This is a genomic window from Olleya sp. ITB9 (assembly GCF_001315805.1).
Classification (GTDB): Bacteria; Bacteroidota; Bacteroidia; order Flavobacteriales; family Flavobacteriaceae; genus Olleya; species Olleya sediminilitoris.
The window spans coordinates 1-24,426 of sequence record NZ_BCBW01000047.1 but is presented as its reverse complement, the minus strand read 5'-3'; the positions used below and the strand labels follow the sequence as shown (position 1 = coordinate 24,426).

At 31.8% G+C, this 24,426-nt stretch carries 16 protein-coding genes; all 16 read right to left on the bottom strand.

Annotation, left to right across the window (positions count from 1 at the left end; translation table 11 throughout):
• Window positions 1–55 precede the first annotated feature (55 nt).
• The gene (locus ITB9_RS13420; protein WP_028289313.1) at window positions 56–436 is read right to left on the bottom strand and encodes a cytochrome C oxidase subunit IV family protein; all 381 of its coding nucleotides are present in this window, start codon (window positions 434–436) and stop codon (window positions 56–58) included.
• A 23-nt stretch (window positions 437–459) separates the two neighbouring features.
• The gene (locus ITB9_RS13415) at window positions 460–1,437 is read right to left on the bottom strand and encodes a cytochrome c oxidase subunit 3 (protein ID WP_028289314.1); all 978 of its coding nucleotides are present in this window, start codon (window positions 1,435–1,437) and stop codon (window positions 460–462) included.
• A 120-nt stretch (window positions 1,438–1,557) separates the two neighbouring features.
• The gene (locus ITB9_RS13410) at window positions 1,558–2,142 is read right to left on the bottom strand and encodes a cytochrome c oxidase subunit 3 (protein WP_054852637.1); all 585 of its coding nucleotides are present in this window, start codon (window positions 2,140–2,142) and stop codon (window positions 1,558–1,560) included.
• 1 nt (window position 2,143) lies between these two features.
• Window positions 2,144–3,091, bottom strand: coding sequence for a heme o synthase (gene cyoE / locus ITB9_RS13405; RefSeq protein ID WP_082396238.1), 948 nt, complete (start codon window positions 3,089–3,091; stop codon window positions 2,144–2,146).
• A 43-nt stretch (window positions 3,092–3,134) separates the two neighbouring features.
• Window positions 3,135–5,273, bottom strand: coding sequence for a hypothetical protein (locus tag ITB9_RS13400; protein ID WP_054852636.1), 2,139 nt, complete (start codon window positions 5,271–5,273; stop codon window positions 3,135–3,137).
• 115 nt (window positions 5,274–5,388) lie between these two features.
• The gene (locus ITB9_RS13395) at window positions 5,389–6,195 is read right to left on the bottom strand and encodes an energy transducer TonB (RefSeq protein WP_054852635.1); all 807 of its coding nucleotides are present in this window, start codon (window positions 6,193–6,195) and stop codon (window positions 5,389–5,391) included.
• A 110-nt stretch (window positions 6,196–6,305) separates the two neighbouring features.
• Complete coding sequence (locus tag ITB9_RS13390) at window positions 6,306–7,034, bottom strand: energy transducer TonB (protein ID WP_028289318.1); 729 nt, start codon at window positions 7,032–7,034, stop codon at window positions 6,306–6,308.
• Between the two features lie 58 nt (window positions 7,035–7,092).
• Entirely contained in the window at window positions 7,093–7,464 is a 372-nt protein-coding gene (locus tag ITB9_RS13385) for a VanZ family protein (protein ID WP_054852634.1), read from the bottom strand.
• Entirely contained in the window at window positions 7,457–7,837 is a 381-nt protein-coding gene (gene gcvH, locus ITB9_RS13380; protein WP_054852633.1) for a glycine cleavage system protein GcvH, read from the bottom strand. The genes ITB9_RS13385 and gcvH overlap by 8 nt, the downstream gene beginning before the upstream one ends.
• 60 nt (window positions 7,838–7,897) lie before the next feature.
• Window positions 7,898–15,106, bottom strand: coding sequence for a cell surface protein SprA (sprA, locus tag ITB9_RS13375; RefSeq protein ID WP_054852632.1), 7,209 nt, complete (start codon window positions 15,104–15,106; stop codon window positions 7,898–7,900).
• Window positions 15,107–15,112: 6 nt separating this feature from the next.
• Entirely contained in the window at window positions 15,113–15,694 is a 582-nt protein-coding gene (gene ruvA, locus ITB9_RS13370) for a Holliday junction branch migration protein RuvA (RefSeq protein ID WP_028289322.1), read from the bottom strand.
• Between the two features lie 48 nt (window positions 15,695–15,742).
• A complete protein-coding gene (locus tag ITB9_RS13365; protein ID WP_054852631.1) occupies window positions 15,743–18,040 on the bottom strand; it encodes an NADP-dependent malic enzyme in 2,298 nt (765 codons plus the stop codon).
• 123 nt (window positions 18,041–18,163) lie between these two features.
• A complete protein-coding gene (locus ITB9_RS13360) occupies window positions 18,164–19,096 on the bottom strand; it encodes a carbohydrate kinase family protein (RefSeq protein ID WP_054852630.1) in 933 nt (310 codons plus the stop codon).
• Window position 19,097: 1 nt separating this feature from the next.
• Window positions 19,098–20,273: a glycoside hydrolase 100 family protein gene (locus tag ITB9_RS13355; protein WP_054852629.1), complete on the bottom strand. Its 1,176-nt coding sequence runs from the start codon at window positions 20,271–20,273 to the stop codon at window positions 19,098–19,100.
• Window positions 20,274–20,275: 2 nt separating this feature from the next.
• Window positions 20,276–21,574: an MFS transporter gene (locus ITB9_RS13350; protein ID WP_054852628.1), complete on the bottom strand. Its 1,299-nt coding sequence runs from the start codon at window positions 21,572–21,574 to the stop codon at window positions 20,276–20,278.
• A gap of 97 nt (window positions 21,575–21,671) precedes the next feature.
• Window positions 21,672–24,302, bottom strand: coding sequence for a TonB-dependent receptor (locus tag ITB9_RS13345; RefSeq protein ID WP_054852627.1), 2,631 nt, complete (start codon window positions 24,300–24,302; stop codon window positions 21,672–21,674).
• Window positions 24,303–24,426: the final 124 nt, after the last annotated feature.

Here is a 24,426-nt window from a genome sequence, read left to right as displayed (position 1 = left end):
AAAAAGGTGGCTTTAAAAAACCACCTTTTAACTATAATTTATATTGATAACTGTATTAAAAATCTCTTTTAATAAAACCTTTGTCATAAACGTTAAACACATAACCTCCTTCTTGTAACAAAATAAATATTATGTAGCAAATTAAAAAGATACCTGTCCAAACTACAGCACGTCTTAAACCAGGCACTTCATCTCGCATGTGCATAAAGTCCCAAGTAATGTAATATGCTTTTACTATAGTTAAGATTATAAAAATCCAGTTTAAAAGTTTCATACCTAATACCATATTAGTTCCCCAAGATGGCTTGTATATACCTAATAAAACTTCAACTGCTGTAATAATAGAAAGTAAGATTAAAACTCCCCAAATTTTTTGAGTATTAGATTTAAACTTTACTAATCCTCTAAATATTTCTAATTTATGTGCGTCTGCCATGATATATTGTTTCTAAAAAATTATTAAACTAGGTAGAAGAATGTAAATACAAATACCCAAACTAAATCTACAAAGTGCCAGTAAAGACCTACTTTTTCAACCATTTCGTAACTTTTACGTCTTTCATACGTACCAAGAACAACATTGAAGAAAATAATAATATTAAGCACTATACCAGAGAATACGTGAAAACCGTGAAAACCAGTAATAAAGAAAAAGAAGTCTGCAAATAATGGAGATCCATATTCATTTACGTGAAGATTAGCACCTTCTACAACAGTTTTACCATTCTCTTTTAAAGCTTTTAATGACTCTGTTCTAGATAATACTGTTTTATGTCCTTCTTCATTTAATGTTTGCGTTCTTACTAAAATATTTGAATTGGCTTCAAAACCAGTTACTACATCATTAATTTGATAAGGCGGTAAAGCATCTTCATCAACAAACCAAAGTCCTTTGCTACGCTCGTGCACTTCTCTTTCAGTAGGTGTAACTGCAACAAAATCTCTAACTGCAACACGATTACCATCAGTATCTACAAACTGAAGTATATTACCTCCTTTTGTTTGTACTGCACCAAAATCTCCTTTTATAAATGTATTCCATTCCCAAGCTTGAGAACCAACAAAGATGATACCACCAATGATGGTTAAAAACATGTACCAAGTCACTTTTTTCTTATTTAAATGATGTCCAGCATCTACGGCTAATACCATTGTAACTGAAGACATGATTAATACAAACGTCATAAACGCTACATAAATCATTGGATAGTTACCATGAAAAAATGGAATGTGTGTAAAAACTTCGTCAGCAATTGGCCAAGCATCTATAAATTTGAATCTTGAAAAACCGTAGGCTGCTAAAAACCCAGAGAAAGTTAATGCATCTGATAGGATAAAAAACCACATCATCATCTTACCATAACTTGCCTTTAGTGGTTGGTTACCACCTTCCCAAGTCTTTCCTTCTGTATCAGTAGTTGCAACTGTAGTATTCATAGTGTTAAATTAGTTGTTAAAATGTGGCACAAAAATAATCATTTTATTCAGTTAAAAAAATAGCAAAGTCTAATTTTATACTATCTAAATAAGCTTTTTGTGCTTAATGTTTGTTTTTCTTTAGTTAAGAAAAAAGTATAAGAAGAAAAATAAGTATAACCAAAGTAGGTCTACAAAATGCCAAAACGTTTCGGCTAACTCAAATCCAACTATATTTTTTTCAGAATATTTTCCACGTAAGTGATTGATTAACACAACAAAAACAGGAACTAAACCTATAACAACATGAACTATATGCACCACTGCTATAAGGTAAATATAAGTAACGGTTATATTACTTGTTGGTCCTGTAAAGTTATAACCTTCGCCAATTATTTGATTAAATCCTACAAATTGATTGTAAATAAAAATTAATCCTAAAACAAAAGTAACTACCAACATTGCTGTCGTTAATTTAGTATTACCTTGTTTTAATGCTTTTTTTGCCACCATAAAGGTAATACTACTAATTATCATAATGATAATACTGATCCAAAATGGTTGTGGCATTTGAAAATTTTGAAGCCAATCTGGCCTAGAACTACTCACTATAAAGGCACTGGTCCAACCAGCAAAAGACATGATTAGAGACGCAATACCAAAGTACAGCATCATCTTTCTAGCACGTCCTGTTTTTTCTTCTAAGGTTCCTTGAGTTAAATCCATTTTATCTTATAAATTTATCGATAACGTATACTATTTGTATTAAGGTTATATACAATACACTTGATAGCATTAATTGTTTTGCAGCTTTTTCGGTTCTATTTTTATAGAGTTTAATAGCATAAGTCAACATCATAATACCTAAACCAAAAACTACAACTGCTGCGACAATAGATAGTTTTAATCGTCCTGTCACACCAAATACTGGCACAATAGATACAAGAATGGTCCAAATGGTATATAATAACACTTGTATGGCTGTCCCTTTATCTTGTTTACCTGTAGGCAACATAAAAAAGCCACCACGTTTATAGTCGTCAAATAAAAACCAACCTATTGCCCAAAAATGAGGGAATTGCCAAAAAAATTGCAATGCAAATAATGTTCCTGGCTCAATACCAAAATTATCTGTAGCAGCAACCCAACCTAACATAAATGGAATAGCTCCTGGAATAGCTCCAACAAAAACAGATAATGGTGTTTTTGTCTTTAAAGGCGTATAAACGCTAGTATATAAAAATATAGAAATAGCTCCAAACATAGCTGTTTGAGCATTAATAGTATATAAAATTGTAATCCCTAGAACAGTAAACAAACATGCAATTAAAAATGCTGTATTAACTGTCATACGACCTGATGGGACAGGTCTGTGCTTTGTACGATGCATTAAAGCGTCTAAATCTTTTTCGATTATCTGGTTAAAAGCATTACTTGCTCCTACCATAAAATAACCTCCTAATGCTAGTAATAAAACAATTTTTAGGCTAATAGTTTCTGCTCCTAAAAAATAACCAGCAACTGACGAAAACACAACACTTAATGACAAACGCATTTTAGTGATCTCTTTAAAATCTGATATTACTGTATGTTTTATTGTAGTTGTTGCTGTTGTACTCAAACCAACGTTATTTTTTTGCTTGTGCAAAGATACTGCTAAAAAGGAATTTGGCATAAAAAAACCTTAAGGTTTTTAGTTTGTGATATTTGCTAGGTGTTTACATATCAAAATACCAATTAAACAAATCGGTTCTGACACCAAAATTTATCCAAACTGTACTATTGTTTAAAACTGAAATGGTCTCGGCTTCAGGATCAAAATTACGGTAACTTAAATTAACAAATGCTTTTAAGTTAGATGCTGGATTAACTAAATAACCAAATTGCGTACTAGCGTTTACAGTTGTAGTTTTTATACCTTGACCAATGGTCACACCTGTGTCAAATGGTCTATCGTTATAATTGCGATAAATATCACCACCATAACTAAAATTATCTGTTCCATCATTAATATCAAATCCTCTAATACCTGCAATCAATTTGGCTTCTGCAAACCAACGGTCTTTTTGGTAACGACCAATTAAGACTAACTCTTTAAAATTTGCTCCCCAAAGGTGTGCCATAGGTTGGTTGTTGTGAGCATAATTTAACACAATTGTATTATGAGAATAAGTATATGGTCGCACTTGATTATATTCCGCTTGAAGCATTAAATTTTTCACTTTAAAAGCATTGTAATACTTAGCTCCTAACTGAAAACCATATTTATTTTTCCAACTTTTATTTCCTCCTGTGACATCACTTAATGAAAATTCATCTAAAATAAACTGTCCATAAACGTTAGCATTATCGCTTAATTTATATTTACCTGAAGCACCTAAAATAGCATTTCCTGCACCTTGTCCAGTTTCAAACTCAATAGCTCTAAAAAATATTAATGGATTTAAATAGTTTATATCAAAACCACGATCGTTACTATTTTCCCAAATAACAGATTCAAAAAAACCTAAGTTTAAGCGTTTGTTGACGTTCCAACTTAAATAATGATTTGCAATATATTTTGTTTTAAAAGCTTTGTCTTCTTCTACTTCATCACGCACATCTTTTAACCAAGTCCAAGTATTAGTATATTTAATTTTCCAAAACTTAGTATTAAGTTTTAGAAAAGGATATGAACTTGCAACATCACTCTGTAATAAACTACGGTAACCATCTCCTATAAATTGTTTTCCGTGACCAAATTGTATATTCATAAACTTAGCAGGAGAATAAGACATGTAGGCTTCTGCAACAGGATAATCATAAGCATCGTCCTTAAATCTTTTAGCAATACCACGACCAGGTATTATGGCTGGATCAGGACCAAATGCTTTTAAAGTTTCTGCATACTGGTTAAAATATTGTGCAAATCGACCTTGACTTTCATAAACAGAGGCCGAAAAACTAAATTTACCACCTAAACCACCTTGTATATATACACCACGAGTATTATTATACGTGTAATTAAAATCTGCATCAGTATCCTTACCCAATTGTAAATCAAAAATAGGATCTAAAGTAAACCAGTAATCTTTACTTTGAAGTTGTACTAAATGTTCATTCCATAATTTACGACCAGACCAAGTTGAAGATTCTTTTTTTAAAGCCTTATTTTCATCTGAAAAACTATAATAATCATCAACATCTTCATACATAAAAGGCTTTGAAGCTGTATGGCTATTTGTACCTATTCTGTTTATATCTTGATCGAATCTAAAATAATTTTCATGAGAAAACGGAATATTAACTTGACTTGAATACGCTTTATCAGTATAATCAGTAACCGATTTTTGAACACTGTCAAATTCCTGTTTAGCTTTAAGTTGTAAAGCGGTTAATTGTTCTATTTTGTTTACTGTACTGTTTTTATTGTCATCATAAACTAAAGCAGTATTAGATGAATTTACAGGTGAATTATTTTCGTTTAACGGAAAATACAGCGTGATACTGTACTGTTTAAATGTAGGATTACCATTATAGGTGGCTGGCTTTACCACAGGAAATTCTGCAAACACACGTTTAACTTCTTCTTTTAATTGATTAAACTGTGCATCAATATAAATAGTCTTAAACTCTCCTGATTTAGAAACTTCAAAAACCACAGCGACTTCTCCTTCATAATCAGGTTTAACTGTTTCAGGTTGCTGAAAATTAGTGTAAAAATTTTTATACACTTCTTGATTAAAACAAACATCAAGCTGTTTTAAATCAGTAGTGTCACAAACTTCAAATCTAGGAGACACCTGATAGACAGTAGTATCTTGTGAAAAAGCAATGGTATTACAAATTAATATTAGTCCTAAAATGAAAGTTTTCATATTTAGTTTTTAAGGGTTTAATTAAGGCGAAAGATACTGCTTTTTATTAACGCTATAAAATAGAAAAGTCGCCACCTGATTAAGATAGCGACTTAAAACTTAATAATTAATTGTATTAATATTTTACTTGAAATATTATTGGTAAACTATATAAAACCGAAACAGGTTGACCACCTTGTTTTCCTGGTGTCATTTGTGGTACTTTATCTACTACTCTGTTAGCTTCTTCTTCAAGATCTTTGTGTGTAGCTCTTGTATTTATAATTTCGACTAATCCATCTTTATTAATTCTGAAATTAACATAAATACGTTGTATCCCTTCCTTTAAACCTAAATCAGCACCTAAATCTCTATCAAATTTTTTCTGAACTAAATTTGACAGTTTTTCTGACATACATTTTCTGCGCTGATCATTATTACTTGCACTTTCGCAACCTGGATAAACAGGCACTAAATCCACAAAATTAACATGTACTTCTTCTGGAATTTTATAAACCTCAAGATCTCCAGGATTAACTGTTGGTTTTGAATTTTCAGGTTTAGTCGGTGTAAATATATCAGACTCTAACTTTTTACTAGTTTCTTTCTCAGGCGTATCATCAGGAATTATCTCTGGATCAATCACAGGTTGTGGCTGCTTCTTAACAGGTTCCGAGGTTTCTACAGCATCTGGCTGTATTGCAATTGTTGGCGCAAACATATAATCTTCATCTAAAGCTATTGTGGCTGTATCAGGAAGCTTAAAATCGTGCTCTTCAAATTTCATTTCTAAAGCACCATATGCTGCTAAAAGGCACATAATTAAGCCAATCTGAAAGTACAGTGCAGAATTTTTAGATAAATTAGCTTCTTTTTTTTTAGGTTTTCTGAATGATTCTTCGTTTTTACGATTACATTCTTTGTGTTTGATAGAGTTTTTCATAATAAATACAGTTTAAAGATTAATATTATGAATATTTCACAATAAACGTACCAAAAACAAAAATCCCGCTACTAAAAGTAACGGGATTTAATATTTATATGGAATATGTTTTACTCTACTTTGAAAGTAATAGGTAATCCGTAAGGTACATTTACAGGTTTACCTCTTTGTTTACCAGGTTTCATTTTTGGTAATTTAGCAATAATACGTTTTGCTTCAGCTTCTAACTTTGGGTGAGGTGCTCTAGCTTGTATATTTACAATTTTACCTGTCTTGTCAATTTTAAAACCAACATTAATTCTTTTAATACCACTATCAAGCCCTAAATCTTGTGCTAAGTCTGCATTAAAGTTTTTTCTAACGAATTTTCCAATTTTTTCAGACATACACTTCTTTTTAGCGTCGTTATTTCCAGCACTTTCACATCCTGGATAAATTGGCACGTTTTCAATAATTGAAAATGGTACATCTATATCTTCTTCAACTTCTGCAACTTCTTCAACTTCTGCAATTTCAATTTCAACTACTTCTTCTTGAGTTGTTTCAGTTGATTCTATAATAGTTTCTTCTATTTCTTCTTCATCTTCTACCACTTCAATTACTTCAGGAGCAGCTGGTGGTGGTGGTGGTGGTGGTGGAGTGTTCTGGATTTCAGTAATTGGCACATCCTCATCATCAGTATCATCAAAAACTAACATACCTATATCTATATCAGATTTTTCTGTTGTTGTGTAATTGATTGTTACATAAGACAAAAACAGCATTAATGCTAGTCCTACCGCAACATAAAGAGAACTGTTACGTCCTACATTTGCTTTTGTATTTTTTTTAGATTCCATATCTTTTGATGTTTACTGACTGCTAAAATAACTATTTATTTGTTAAAAAAACAAGCTATTAGTTGTTTTTAACTTTCCAGTATGTTATTAAATTTATAATTATAACTGCTATTAGAGCACCTATTACATTGGCTATAACATCTTTATAATCGGCTTGCCTATGCTCTGTTAATACTTTTTGTAATACTTCAATTATTATACCAAATACTATGGCAAAGATAAATGAACCTGTTAAAGCTTGTTTTTTTGTTTTTTTTTGAAAACCATAAAAAAACAAAAACCAAACACTAGTAAACAAAAAATAAGCTATTAAGTGTGTTAACTTATCATTATAACTTGATATTTCTACAACCTCATTTACATTTACAAGGCATACATATAATAACAATAAGCTGTAACTAAAGCTAATTATTGGTAACGTTTTACGCACCAATTAATGCTTTATAGTCGTCTGCTGATAATAAATTATCTAATTGAGAGGCATCAGACACCTTAACTTTTACCATCCAACCATCACCATAAGGGTCTGTGTTTACTTTTTCTGGTTCGTCTTCTAAATCTTCGTTAAAAGCAACTATTTCTCCAGATACTGGTAAAAATAAATCTGAAACTGTTTTTACTGCTTCAACAGTACCAAATACTTCGTCTGCCTTTAAGGTTTCGTCTAAAGTTTCAACTTCTACATAAACGATATCACCTAATTCACTTTGTGCAAAATCTGTAATTCCAACTGTAATTTGGTCACCTTCTACTTTAACCCACTCGTGATCTTTAGTATATTTTAATTCTGATGGTATATTCATTATTTTATTTTTTGAATTACAAATGTAACTTAATGACGATTAATTTCAAACAATGACCTACTAATTTCCGAAATTATATCTTAAGGTTAATCCAGAACGTATTGTTGTTTGTGGAAATGCTGTTGATATTGCGTATTCTGAGAATGTATAATCAAAGTAAAACACTCCTGTTAGGTTTTTACTAAAAGCGTATTCTGCGTTGTATTTTAAGCCCCAAATTGTTTGTCCATTTGTGATTTGATTATTATCTAAATCTAGATATCTAATAATTGTTTTATTATCTCTTACAGATACATCTGCAGACATAACTAAATCAGATACTATTGACTTTTTAGGTCCTGCTAAATTGGATTTGATACGTACATCTTTTATACGGTATCCTAAACCTACTACATATTCGTTTCCTGAAATTTCAGTCATTAAATTATTATCAAAACTTAAAGATAACATACGATCTTTACGCATTTCTAACAATACTCTAACCGAGTTTTTCATTTCCATATCAAACCTAAATAGAGGACTAAACATTTCTGTTAAAGTCACACTACTATACAATTCTTCACTTTTAAAGTTTCCTGCTTGATCAAGGTCTTCTGTTGGTTGGTTATCGTAATCTAGAGTATAATCAATTCCATCATAGTCCAAGTTAGTTCTAAACTGACCAATGTTATAGCTAGAACGGTATCCATGGGTTAATGAGAAACGTTTAAAATTCTTTTTAAACCATTTCATTTTCATAAATCCAGAATACTTAATATCCCAGTTTGGTATGGGTACATTACGTAAAGCTCCTAATTTAGTTTTACTAGCATCTTGACCTGTATATGCACTAACAAAAGCTGGTAATAAAACTTGTTGACTTGTCTTACCAAACCCTTTAGGGTAACCGTCTTCATCTACATCGTTAGGATCTGATCCATTTTGTATTGCTAGACGTCTTGCTATTGCTAATCTATTTTCTCTAAAATCATCAAATGCTTGTGATCCATTTTCATCACTTTTACCAAATGCGGTTGGTAATGTAAATGCAGAAATACTAAAATTACCATATGTATTTGGTGTTAATGATAAATAGTCACCATTTTCAATCCTGTAGTTCTCAGTATAGTTTTCAGCATAAGTTCTAAACCCAACTAAGTCAATTTTAAAATCATTAAAAGGTTCTAGATTTGCAGATACATCTAATTGTTTCGTTTGATTGGTAGTATATTGTTGGTTAAAGTCCTGAAAGGTTGTTAACCATCCATTTCTTGCAGCCAACTCTCTAACATCACTTTGGCTACCAAAAGTGTAACCAATAGTCGGTTTTACGGTCCCTAAAAACCCTGGTGTTTGTAAATATCCTGGCAAATAAGTACCATTAGTTTCACTATAAACTGCTTGTATACGTTTTACAGAAGTTAATAAACCAAGACCTATGTTACCTAATTTAGCACCAAAACCATCTCCTTTCTTTTTGGTTTCAGTTTTCTTTTTACCTTTTTCTGCAATTGGTGGTCCACTTGTTCTTGATCCTCGAGCAACTTTATTACCTCTACTTGTTTTTCTCTTTTTAGCTATACCTAAAAATTTATACAACTTATTCATGTCTAAAGTTGAATTAATATTATGGGTATTTCCGTTAGAAATAGAGTTACCTAAATCATAGGTGTTTCCATCATCAGCTAATAAGCTTCCGTATAGATCAGAACCTTTTTCCCATTGAAATAAACCAGAATAGGAATAGGTTGCTTGCAAAAAGCTTAAAGCCGGAATTTTATTTAATGGTAATTCATAATTAACACCTATTTGTTGTTGTTGTCTGTTTGGATCACCAAAATCAAAAAAGCCATCCCAAACATCTAATAAAGGATCAGGTTCTCCGTTAATGATATTATCTTTAAAGTAATTACGAACAATATTATTATTTGATGATGAATAATTGACTTGTACAGACTTAGTTAAATTCCAATTAACATTATACTGATAGTCAAAGGTATAATTACGTCTATATAATTCTTCTAATCCAATATTATCACCAGTTAGATCAATATCTCTAAACTTTTGACGGTTGAATTGTCTATTTAAATCTGTATTAACTGTGAAACTTGCAGGAAGTACATTAACGTTTAAGTCTTTAATAATTTTCCAGTATTTACCAGTAAACAACGAATCGTTTTTCTTGAATGGTTCAATAATTTTAGGTTCAAAGTTATAAGCGTAGTTAACACCAGCTCTTACTTGTTTATCTACAGATCTTTCTATTTCAAAATCACGATGTTCTAATTTGTTGTACGAATAGTTTAATGTTACATTTTCGACATCATAAAAACGAGGTTTACTGTCTCCAACCCTGTTTTTCTTAACACCAATAAAGTTGATACTTTTACGTTTGGTATATTCTTCGGACTGTTCTAATATTCTATCTCTTTCATCAGAATCTGCAGCTTCATCTAACCTTGTATCTAATTCTAAATCTTCATATTGTTGATCGTATTTAGGAGTAATAAGTTCAACCCCTTGACCATAACTAAACGGAATTTGAATACCCCATTTTTTAGGTAATAATTGTCCAACATTTACATTTGTAACAACATCATATTGTTTACTATCCTCTAAACTACGTTCGCTAGGACCTTGATTAACATTTCCAAAGCCAGCAGTACTCATTCTTCCTGATGCACTAACGCTTGCAAAATCTGCTAACTGTGTATCAACAGTTACAATTGCAGCCCAACCACCTTCATTATCCATTTCGGACAACCTAAGTTCATTAAACCAAACTTCACCACATTGCACATTATTGGTTCCGTTTTTAACACCAACCATTAAAGTTCTGATATCTCCAAAATTTGGGTTTCCTTTAATAGCGACACGTTGTTGACCTGTAACATAACCTGCAAACTGATCTACAACTGGTACCAAATCTGAGCCTACAACGTCATAGAAGTTAGCTGAACCATCCGTTAACGTTTGATTACTAATACCTAACGATTTAATTCGTTGTAAAACTTCTAACTCTATATTAATTTCATTTACATCTGGCCAAAAGGCTTCAGCTGAAGATCCACCACTATAAACACTTAAAGGAACTTCTATTTGGTAATAATTTTGAGTTAAGTCATTACCCATTCTTATAAAACCTACAAGCTCATTATCTGATAATCCAGGAGTTTCGCCATCTCTAGCATGCATAAACATCCTTAGCTTTTTATACTGACGCATGTCTAAACTTATATTTTTAAACACAGCTCTTGCGTCTTTTGCTTTTAAATCACAAACATCAACTACTAAAGCCTGTTCGTTTTGCCTAACTATAGTATTGTTATTATTTAACTGTTCTGGCACTACACTAGGTGGTGATACATAACTTCCATCATTTTCTTGGGTACTAACTGCACCAACGGTAAAATCTGTATCGTCAAAATCTAAAGGCGTAGCTCCTCCATCTAAAGCCAACTGAAAACGTCTCCAATCACTACGTACCAACTCTAAAGTACCAAAACGTAAGGTTGTGTTTTGCTGAAACTCGTTTAGATATAATCTTGTAAATCTTATAGAACGTAAATCCGTAATACCATTAACTACAAATTCATCATCTGTACGAATAGGAATTCTAAACTGATACCATTTTGGATAAGCAGTATCTCCGTTTGGCAAGACTCTAGGATTGTTATTATCCGTAACGTTTTTAGTGTCAACTATATATTCGTTATCAATATTAAGAGATGCAGGAGTGATTTCTACTTCATACTCAAAATAACTATCAATAGTATTCATTGTATTGTCTCTGTTTACATCCTCAACATCTGGTTGTGTTGTTGACCCTCTGTCTGTATCACTAAACGTATCTGGAGAGTTACCATCTACTCCATTATATAACTTATATCTATCAAAAATATCACCTTCTGCATTAAGATAGTAGTTATAATTATCTTTAGCTGGATCTGTTAATCCTGCGAAACCCGAAGGAAAACTTGTTGCTTCTTCTACATCATCATAACCATCAAAACCTACGTCTTGATTTGTACGCTCTTCTCCTGTTGTATCAAATGCATAAATTAATGCTTGATTTTGAGGAACTACAGATTGAAAAGCTGTTTGTGGTAACAAACTAACATTACCATCTTGAGGCAATCCGTTTTCATATTGTTTACGTCCATCTTTTAGTACATCTTCAGATATGTTACCTAAATTGATATAAAGTTTACCTCCTGGATTACTGGTATCTTCTTGAAAAGGATCTTGTAACCAAAACTCAATATACTCGACATTGGCTTGTTCAAAATCTGTAGAAGTTATTTGTCTAGTAATACCAGCCCAACTGGCTGCTGGATTTGCTATGGTTTCATTTTCAGTACCAGGTTCAAAATTATAAGGACCACGCTCTTGTGGATAATACGATAAATCTAATGTGTTTAACACTGTTGTTTGTCCTTGTGCTATATCTTGTTCTGGAAATAATTCGTTTACAAAAACTCGACTAGTATATAAGCTAGACATATCATCGTCAGAAATACCACTCGGACGTTGACTACCATAAAATATAGGATCAATCGTGTACCAGTTAAGCATTGCTCTACCATAACCGTTTTCTATACCATTATCGTCAAAAGTCGTAACATTATTAACATTTAATGGTCTACTTGACAAACTCCATGACTGAGCAGATTTTAAATCTATCCCATTTTGTGTGCCTTCAAAATCATCTATGTAAGCAGTAGCTTCACCATTAAAATCTGTACCTTTTGGAGCACCTGGTAACAGATATGCAAAATCACCTCTAACAGAAATATTAGAAGGTGCATCTGTATCTATATTTGGTAATTTATTTACTAATCTTGATAAGAATGGTACTTCAGATGAAAAGTTTGCATTAAAACCAAGTATGGTGTTATTTATTGGCTCATTAGCATAATTTGCTTTTTGAGTAATAGGTCTTTCGTTTAGATTAATATATGTCGCACCAATAACAAAGTCTTCGTTAAATTGATGCTCTATATTTAATCCTGTATACCTCTTAGTTTGTTGTCCAAAAATAGAATTGTTTTCTGTTGAAACTTCTATTGGAATATTTGATGCTTTTAAACCTTCGTCAATAATATAAACACGTCCTAATTGATAGTTAACTGTATAATCTTGACCTTCTACTAAAACACGACCTCCAGCTGTTACTTGAACAGATCCTCTTGGGACATTAAACCCACCAATTGGTATACCATCTCCTCCTGAAGATTTGTAACGTCCTTTAATTTGGAATTTATTTTTTTCACTTTCATCTAAAGCAGCAGTCTTTGTCGCTTTATAAAGTAAATCGTACACGTATTTTTCTTGATTGGCATTGGTATAAGTATCTGCTTCATAGTCTGAAGCGTTGTTACCAGTGTTACCATCGTTATCTAAAATATCAAATAAGTAACGTCCAAAAGGCTCTACTTTTGTAAAAACAATTTTACCATTTGCTGGTATAACAGTTATACCTGAGACAAAATCAAAAAATCCGTCTCCATTAGTTTGCGGATCATTATTATAATTTAATTTATCAAAATTAAATAGTTTTAATAATGTAGTTTGCTCTATTGGTTCTCCATTAAAATCAACTCCAAAAGGGGTACCTTCAACTGGAGTTATATAGTTTAGCGCAGCAGCTTCGTTATAAAATATATTAAGTGTAAAATCTTCTTGTGTTAATTGGTATGCTCCTGTATCGTAGACGTTTTTCATCATTAAGTCCCAAATAGGCTGAGAAACGCTAGTAATACTACTTTTTAATAATTTTAAAATTAATGCGTTATTGGTGACATTGGTGACTTGTCCATCTGTATTGACATCAACATCTGTTGCTCCAATACCATCATTGGCAAATTCACCAACTTGAAACACTTGACCTCCTACTGTGTATTGGTAGGCAACAGCTAAGACTTCGTCATTATTTAAACGTTGATTTAAGGATATATAACCTAATTGTGTGTTTAATGTATATTCTTGACCTTCGGTAAGTTTTCTTGTATTTTCTTGTTTAGCAAAATCAAATCCTTCATTAAAACTAGGTATTGAAATACCATTCTGAACCGTTGCAATATCTCTTACTGCATCATTTAATTGCGATCCAGCATTACCAATATTAGTTGGATCAAGTCCATTGTTTCCGTTATCAGGGAAGGCATTGGGACCACCAGAGACTGCAACACCAGAGTTACCGATAACATCTGTTTCTCCTAAATCTTGAAATGCAACAAAGTTTCTAACATTTTCAGTTGAATTACTTCGGTTGGTTACCCAAACTTCAATTCTAGTAATTTGAATATTATTATTTATAAATGGGTAATTTAATAGTGCATCATCATAATTATTGCGAAAGTATTGTGCTAAGAAAAAGTGACGATTTTCGTCATAATCACGAATAAAAAAATCAAACTCGTCCAAAGTACCTCCACCTTGAGCTGTTACAGATTTTGCATCTGATCTTTGGTCAGAAAACACAGCAGTAACTGTTGTTTTACCAAATCTTAATTGTGTTTTTACACCAAATAAACTTTGCGCACCTGTAATTAAAGAGCTGTTAAGTGGCATGCTGACATTACCAACTTCAATTTTTTGGATAATATCGTCCTCTGTTGGTGTGTATTCTAATTTTATTAAATTTTGAAAGTCAAAGGTAGATTGTGTGTCATAATTAGCATTAACTTGTAATCTTGACCCTACTTTACCTAACATACTTAAGCTAATACGCTGATCAAAATCAAAAGAAAAGTTTTGTCTATTTCTTGGTGAAAATGATGGGTTGTCTTGTTTAGTAAATAATACTCCTAAATCCATTTCAACCGTACCTTGAGGCACAATTGATATTGGTCCTTCACCAAATATACTTTCAAAAAAACTAGAGTTAACATAAAACTCAGGAATTAGATTTTTTTGAGCTTCTTCTGAGTTACCTTTTTTACCTTCATAAGCATCAATTTTATCTTTATAATAAGATTTCAAATTTTGCTGAGATACTAAATCCTGATATTCTTGTGGTGTTAATATTACAGGGTAATTTATATTAAATGCACCAACTGACTCAGTATAAATATAACGATCTGTTACAGGATCATAGGTATATTTGGACTCTATGCTGTTGGGATTTGGCATATTAATAGTCCCTAAATTAAAACCAGTTTTGGTACTATCTTGCTCCACTGCACCATCATCTTCTTGAGCAAAAGATAAAGTTGTAGTCAATAATGCAAATACTGTTAATAAAAAATATTTAAGGGATTTATAAAAAGTATGTTGACGTGTATTCAAAATAAATTATAAATTTTTTAAGGCTAGTTTGATAATTGTTTCTACGTTAGCTTCAGGTTCTACTTTAACAATTTTGTCAATCACTTTTTCTGCTTGCTTTTTAGCAAAACCAAGAACTTCTAAAGCAGATAACGCTTCATCTTTATTAGTATTGCTTTGTGTTACAGAAACTTCATCAATATCATAAATTTTAAGAATTTTATCCTTTAAATCAATAATAACACGTTGTGCTGTTTTAATACCTATACCTTTTATAGATTTTATTAAAGCTACATCTTCAGTAGCAATTCCTTCTCTAATTTGTTTAGGAGTTAGAGAAGACAACATGGTTCTAGCGGTATTGGCTCCGATACCACTTACCGAAATTAATAATCTAAATAATTCTCTTTCGGTAGTTGATGCAAAACCATATAATGTATGCGCATCTTCTCTGACTTGAAGATGCGTATACAATTTTAAAAATTCTTGATCGGGAATTTGAGAAAAGGTGTGTAAAGATATATTAAGCATGTATCCAACACCATTGCAATCGATGACTACATCTGTTGGATTTTTCTCTACTAATTTTCCTTGAATATGTGTAATCATAAATTTATGTTAATCCACCAAATGTAAGAAATTTATTGGTAGAATAAATTAGTTACTATTTTTTATACTTTGCTCTTGCTTTTCTTTTTGCTGAGCATCAATAACTGCAATAGCTGCCATGTTTACAATTTCGTCTACACTTGCGTGTAATTGTAAAATGTGTGCAGGCTTACGCATACCCATCATTATTGGTCCAATAGATTCTGCTTTATTAAGTTCTTTAAGTAACTTATAAGTGATATTTGCAGATTCTAAATTTGGAAAAATTAAAGTGTTTACTTTTTTACCTGCTAGTTTAGAAAACGGAAAACTATCCGATAATAACTGACTATTTAAAGCAAAATCTGTTTGTAACTCACCATCTACTAATAAATCTGGATGTCTTTTATGTAAATATGAAACTGCTTCTCTAACCTTTGTTGCGGTTTGGTCTTTTGATGATCCAAAGTTTGAAAAAGAAGTCATTGCCATAACGGGTTCCATACCAAACATTTTAACCACTTTTGCTGTCATTTGTGCAATTTTAGTCAAATCTTGAGCAGATGGGTTTATATTTATAGCTGTATCACTTAAAAACATTGGTCCACGTTGTGTCATCATCACGTTAGTAGTTGCCACTCTTGTAGATCCTGGAGCTAAACCAATAAGCTCTAACATTGGTTTTACAACCGAAGGATAACTACGTGTATAACCAGATATTAATGCATCTGCATCACCTTCATTAACCATCATAGCTGCATAGTAATTACGCTCTCTCATTAGTTTTTCAGCTAATAACTGAGTAACACCCTTACGCTTACCTTGATCCCAAAACACTTTTGCATATTTGTTTTTTTGTTCTAATTGCTCGTCCGATTTTGGATCTATAATTAATACATCTGCATCAAACTCTAGTTCTTCTTTTAAACGTTCGATTTCATCTTTTCTTCCTAATAAAATAGGGATTGCAACACCTTCCTCATAAACAATCTGAGCTGCTTTTAAAACATCCAATGAGTCTGCCTCTGTAAACACCACACGTTTTGGGTTTAATTTAGCTCTGTTTAATAGTAGTCTTACAATTTTATTATCACTACCTAGACGGTCTAATAACTCATCTTCATATTTTTGCCAATCTGTTATTGGTTCTTTAGCAACACCACTATACATAGCAGCTTTAGCTACTGCAAGAGGCACAGTACTTATTAATCTTGGGTCAAATGGTTTAGGAATTATGTAATCTTTACCAAATGCTAATCTTGTCTCTCCATAAGCAATGTTGACTTGTTCTGGCACAGACTCTTTAGCTAATTTAGCCAATGCTTTAACTGCAGCCATTTTCATTTCTTCATTTATCTTAGTCGCACGTACATCTAATGCACCACGAAATATAAAAGGAAACCCTAAAACGTTATTAACTTGGTTAGGATGGTCACTACGTCCAGTAGCCATAATAATATCTTCTCTGGCATCTATTGCTAGCTCGTAGCTAATTTCTGGGTCTGGATTAGCCATAGCAAAAACAATAGGATTTTTAGCCATAGATTTTAACATATCTTGAGATACTAAATCACCAACAGACAGTCCTAAAAAGACATCGCTATCGACCATAGCTTCTGCTAAGCTATTAAACTTTTTATCTGAAGCAAATTTAAGTTGACTATCTAGTAAATCAGTCCTATCCTTATGTAAAATACCATCTTTATCAAACATGGTAATATTCTCTGGTTTAACACCTAAAGCAGCATATAAATTTACACAAGCCATAGCTGCGGATCCAGCTCCAGAGATTACCACTTTTACAGTTTTAATGTCTTTTTCTGCAATTTCTAATGCATTTATTAATGCTGCAGATGAGATGATTGCTGTACCGTGTTGATCATCGTGCATAACAGGAATATCCAATTCTTCTTTTAAACGTCTTTCTATTTCAAAAGCTTCTGGAGCTTTGATATCTTCTAGGTTTATACCTCCAAAAGTTGGAGCTATATTTTTTACAGTTTCAATAAACTCTTCAATATTTTCCGTATTAACTTCAATATCAAAAACGTCAATATCAGCAAATATTTTAAATAGTAAGCCTTTACCTTCCATTACTGGTTTTGATGCCTCAGGTCCAATATTACCTAATCCTAAAACAGCAGTACCATTAGAGATGACTGCAACTAAGTTTCCTTTGGCTGTATATTTATAAACGTTATTAACGTCTTTTTTAATTTCTAAACAAGGTTCTGCAACACCTGGAGAATAAGCTAAAGCCAAATCTCTTTGTGATGCATATTTTTTTGTTGGAACAACTTTTATTTTTCCAGGAGTTGGCTTTGCATGATATACTAAAGCCTCACGTCTTCTACTTTGTTTGCTCATAATTTAGTTTTTATAGAACACACAAATTTAAGAATACTCATTCGTTTAAACTCACATTTTTTTGAATGATTTAGTTTAAAAGTTTAAACAGGAAAAATGATAGAAATAAAACTTTAAAAAAATCTAACTTATAAGTTTGGATAAAATATTAATATTATCTGGAAGTCTACCTACATTTTGCAGTTTAAGCGCTGCCAATTTTAAAGCAATTTTTAAACTATCTTCCATGGATTTTTTTTTTATATAGGCGAATAGGAAACCTGACCAAAAAGCATCTCCTGCTCCTGTAGTGTCCATTACCTTTTTAATATCTATTGCTGGAAGTGAAATTTCTGATTTTCCTTTTTGCGAAAGCACTACTCCTTTTTCTCCTAATGTTAGGCACACTATTTCAACACCTGATTTATGGAAGAAATCAAAAATTTCTTTATGTGATTTCTTTGTATTAAATAACCTTTCCATATCATCTTCACTAATTTTAACTAAAGGATTATAGCTACAATACTCTTTGATTACTTCTACAGCTAATGCTCTATCTGGCCATATTTTTTCAGAAAAATTTACATCGATACTAAGTTTACAACCAGCATTTACTGCTTCTTTAGCTTTTTTAAGTATAGTGTCTCGTGCTGGATTTTTACTTAACGCAAAACATGTAGTATGAAATATTTTGGTTTGCTGGAGTGTTTTTAACTCTATTTGTTTTTCTGTTATTATAAAATCTGACTTACGGTATGCCACAAAATCTGGCGTATCTGTAGATCTTGAAACAAAAATTGTACTCGTTGGCTCTGTTTCTAGTGCTAGAATATTATTTACGTTAATATTAACTTCTTTTAATCTTTGTAGTATATATTCTCCAAAACCATCTTTTCCTATTGTTGCTACTAAGGCTGATTTTAAACCTAAACGAGACGTATTCATTGCTACATTAGTAGGAGAACCTCCTAAATACCTATGATAATCTCTTGTTTGGTTGATATTAACACCTTGTTGGTGACCTATAAAATCTACTAATGCTTCACCTACGCAAAGTATATCTATTTCTCTTTCCATTTTAAGCTAATAATCTTTTTCCTAAAATATATTGTTGTAAAGCAACCTCACCAGCTGCGCTCCATGTACAATATTCTACTCCTGTAGGATTTCCTGTTTTACTGTTAAAGTTTTCGTAGAATTTAAATTGCTCTACGCTATTTATTTTTTTTATTTGATGTAATACATCTTCAGCTTTTTCTGCATGGTTTTTAACCAAACTCATACCATAAAAACCATTTACCATTTGCCATGTTCCACCATTATGAAACTCGTAAGGAATGTTTCTAAATTCATACTTACAGTTGTTTTCTAGAAGTTTCCAATCTTCATGATTTTCTTTTATGGGTTCCCAAAATGCAGGTAACAACTTTAATGGTAAAGTTGCTCTCAAATTTTCGGAATAATTAATAATTTCTTCTTGAAAATCTATGGCTCCCAACCCAATTAAAAGCGCTATACTATTTCCTAAAGCATCGAACATCGTTTGATAACCAGAAGGATTTATTGAAGCCATCCAAAACTTTTCTTTTTTTAGTTTTTTATAAGCATTAGGATGAAAAGGATTACTATAATTTGTTTTACGATAATTTCCTGTAAGTTTTTCTGTAACAATATCTATTTTGGTTTGATATTCTTTATTAGGAAACAAACTATTTACACATTTTAGCGCCCATAATCTTAATACTTGATCGTAAAAAATATGGCCTTCGGTAATATACTCATCTGCCCAGTTTCCAGATCTTGGCACATAAATAAGGTGATTATTATTAAACTCCCAAGCTTCTAAGAGCTTTAAACCTTTATCCATTTTAGCTTTTAATTTTTCGGCAAAACTTAGGTTATTTGTTAAGTGTGCATAATTACAAATTCCAATAATAAACCATGAAATAGTATCTACTCTTCCTGCTAAACCTCCAAAACTAACTTCAACTTTATCTTTTTCGATAAAAAAAACATTAGATGGAATATGACCTAATTCATGTTGATTTTCTGCAAGAGTCGTTAATGTATTTTTAAATGTTTCTGTTAAACTTAAATCACCATCTAATAATGCTGCTAAGCCGCAAATTACACCATCTCGCGCCCAAACTCTTTTATAATTTGTTATGTCGCTTGCGCTTGCTAAAAAACCTTTATCTGTTCTTGCTCTAGATAATAAGTTAACTGCTTTTTTATATGATTGTTCTTGTGTCATTGTTATAATTGAGGCTGTTTATTTTGTTTTATAAATAGTGTACAAATTGTTGCTATTAACAGTAATACGCCTGCAAAAGTTATAGCGTTTCTTGGATCGTTATTTAAAAAAGTTTTTAAAATAAACCCAAAGGATAATGTTTGAATAATCATTGGAATAACAATCATCATATTTATAATACCCATATAAACACCATATCTTTCTTTAGGAATATCTGCAACTACCATTAAATAAGGAATTCCCATCATACTTGCCCAACCAATTCCGAAACCAGTAATAGCGAAAAACAATAGATTTTTATTTTCAATATGCGGAAACGCTAAAAATCCAATAGCTGCAATAATTAAACATACTGCATGTACTTTTTTAGCACTGTATTTTTTAGCGAAACCTACTAGTGCAAAAGCAATTAAAAAGGTAACAACATTATACCAACCGTTTACTAAACCTGTCCAACTTACAGCTTCACTATACGCTTGTGTGTTTTCTGGAGTTGCATTCCAAACAGATAAAGCAACACTTTTAGAAGAGTTTTGCCAATAACAAAATAGTGCATACCATTGAAATAGATAAACTAATGCTAATTGCCACATAACTTTTGGCATATCTTTTATTGCTGAAAAGATTTCTTTAAGTGGTTCTAGAACACTTCCTTTTTCTCTAATTTTTATTAATTCTTCTTTTGTTGGTGGTATTTCTTTAGTTTTACTCATACTCCATAAAATAGAACCAATTGAGCAAATAGCACCGAGAAAAAATGATGCATATACCCAAGTTGGTAATGCGCCTGTTGTGCCTATAAATATTAATGGAAATACGAATAGTGAAACATTAGCCAATACTTGACCAAGTCCTGTAAAAAAACTTTGCATTTGAAAACCTAAAGGTTGCTGCTCTTCCTCTAATTGGTCTGCAATTAATGCTCTATAAGGTTCCATTGCTGTGTTATTTCCTGCATCCAAAATCCATAACAATCCTGCAGCCATCCATAACGAACTACTAAACGGGAAAGCTATTAATGTTAAACTACATAAAATTGCACCTATTAAAAAATAGGGTTTTCGTCTACCTAATTTTGGATTCCAAGTTTTATCACTTAATGCGCCAATTATTGGTTGCACTAGCAATCCTGTTACTGGTCCAGCGAGGTGTAAAATTGGAATTTGATCTGGACTTGCACCTAAGAAATCATAGATTGGAGTTACTGCACTTTGCTGTAAACCAAAACTATATTGAATACCAAAAAATCCAACATTCATATTTAGTATTTGCCAAAAAGACAATTTTGGTTTTTTTAACATCGTAAATTATTTTTTAGTTAATTGAAAAGAGCCAACATTAATTTGTTAATATTGACTCTATGCAAATTCAAATCAAAAAAACTAACACTTGTTTAAATTAAAAGCTATAATTAATACCTAAAGAAATAGAACGTCCAGGAACAGGTCTTACTCTTAAGTAATTTACTTGACCTTCTGTTATGCTTCCTTCTTCAGACTCTGTAATACCTAAGGTATCGAAAATATTATTTGCAGATATGTTTGCCTTTAAATTTTCTGTAACTCCAATATTTATAAAACTATTTATAATTACAAATCCTGGTAAAACTAATTCGTTTGAGTCTTGTGCATACGCTTTACTTTGTCCTACAAAACTTAAACCTACACTGTTTTGCTTTGCATTACCAAAGTTATAAGATGGAATAAGGTTATAAATAAAATCTGGTTGTCTTCTTGGCGTATTACCTTCGTTATCTCCAGAATCTATTTCGGCATCTGTAAATGTTAAACCACCACGAACATCAAAATCATTAAATCTATAAGATCCTTCTAATTCTACACCTAAAGACTTGTAATCGTTCTCGATTATAGAATTTGAAGTTGCTTCAAAACCACCTTCTTCTGTTGTTTTAGCATAAAATACAGTTGCATATAAAGATCCATTTTCAAAACCTCTTTTATAACCAACTTCTGCTTGATTAATAAAATCTAATGCATTAATTCTATCACTATCTGTATAATCTAATCCTGCAAATAAAATTCTATCTGCTTTAGCCGAAGCACCTCTACTATATCTAGCAAACACTGCTTGATTATCTTGAATTTTATAATTTAAACCTAAAGAATACGAAACGTAATCGTAGTCATAATCTACAACTGTAGGATTTGATAAATCTATAGATTGTACAGTTTGTTCTGGCTGAGAGATTGTACCATCATTATTAATATCATAAGCAGAAGTTACTGGCCCAGCAAAAGAACCATCTACTTTACCATTATCAAAACGAATACTTGCATCTACATTTAACTTCTCTGAAGCTTCTAAAGCTACAGATAAGTATGGTGCAGAAACATTGTAACGTGTATCGTAACTACGTTGGCAACAGTTTCCAAAAAAAGCTGCTCCATAACCTACTAAACCATTAGATGTTATATCATTTCCTCCAGCATCTACTCCATTAATCAATCTAGCATTTTCACCAGAAGCTTCTAATAAATATGAGTTCCATAACCAAGACATAGATACATTTTGGATGCCTTTAAAATAACCAACAGTTACATCTAAGTTTCCAAAGTCTTTTGTTAAACGAATATCATTCATGAAATTATTAAAGTTATTTAACTGCGTGTCAAATAACACTACAGGTGCAATTACTGTATTATCACTCACTGCGCCATCACCATTTGCATAACTTAAAGAACTGTAACCATTACCTGTTGCAAAATCTCCTGCAAGAAAATCTGATGCTGTTAAAACACTTGCTGGAAATGGAGAGTTAAACCCACCTTTATTAGAAGAGAATCTACCTTTGTTTGTAATATTAAATTCGTTACCTAAATCGAAAGCTGCTTCCATACCTATTGATGTTGAAATTGGATTCATACCATCACTAACATTAGATCGTCTTAACGCACCACTTTCACCTAAACCAACGTTTTGAGATAAGTATGGAGTATGTAATGTTTCACTATTAGCGTCAAAATTAGTAAGATCTTGAAAATCTGGATCATCATTTGTACCTGTTACTTGTATTGGGTTTGGTAAGTATCCAATAGCTCTATCATTTAAATATTTAGCATATACACGAACATAACCTTTATCAAATTCTTTAGTTAAGTTTAATTTAAATTGGCCTCCATTATTAGCTGTATAACCAGCATCTCTAATACCTTCACCTACACGATAAAAACCTCCCATGTGAAAATATAAATCGTTTCCTAATGGTGCTCCGTATTCAAAATCTGTTCTAAAATTACTATAATCTAAACCAAAAGAAGTACCTATAGAACCACCTTCTACTTTACCAGTTTTGCTAATTAAATTAATAATTGCACCTGGTGAATTAGATGATAATGTTGAAGCAGACCCACCTCTTATAGCTTCTATTCGTGATATATTAGAATCGTATCGCGTAAAAATATCTGCTGTAGCAAAAGACATATCACCAAATAACAAAACAGGTAAACCGTCTTCTTGTAATTGTACATATTTTGAACCTCCTGAAGATACAGGAACACCTCTTACTGCAATATTAGAGTTACCTTCACCACCTGAAGATTCTGAACGAATTCCTGGAATAGTTCTAAATATCTCGGCAGTTGATCTAGGCGCAGACTGCTCTATCAATTTAGGTTTCATTGTTGTTACAGATACACTTGATTCTATTTTAGACCTTGGGTTTGTTACACCTGTTATTATAACCTGATCTAAAGATTCTGCATTTACAATCATTGTAAACCCAATAACTAAATTTTCAGAATTTACAGAAACATTTTTTGAATATTTTGTATACCCCAAATAAGTTGCTTCAAGAGTGTAGTTACCATCACTTACTCTTTCAATAGAATAATTCCCTTCAAAATCTGAAGTTGCACCTTGTGAAGTGCCTTTTAAAATAACATTTACACCTGGTAGCGGCATACCTGCTTCGTCATTAATTTTACCAGAGATTACAGATTGTGCAAATAAGGAAATACCCGAGAATAAACACAATAGGAACAAACTCCATTTTTTGATTAGTGTATTCATTTTTGATAATTTTTAGTTAATTAATAATATTTATAGCTATTACATAACAAATCTACAATTAAAGATACCTAAAATTATTTAATTATTAATCAAGTTACGTATTCGAAACGTTTCGATATATTTA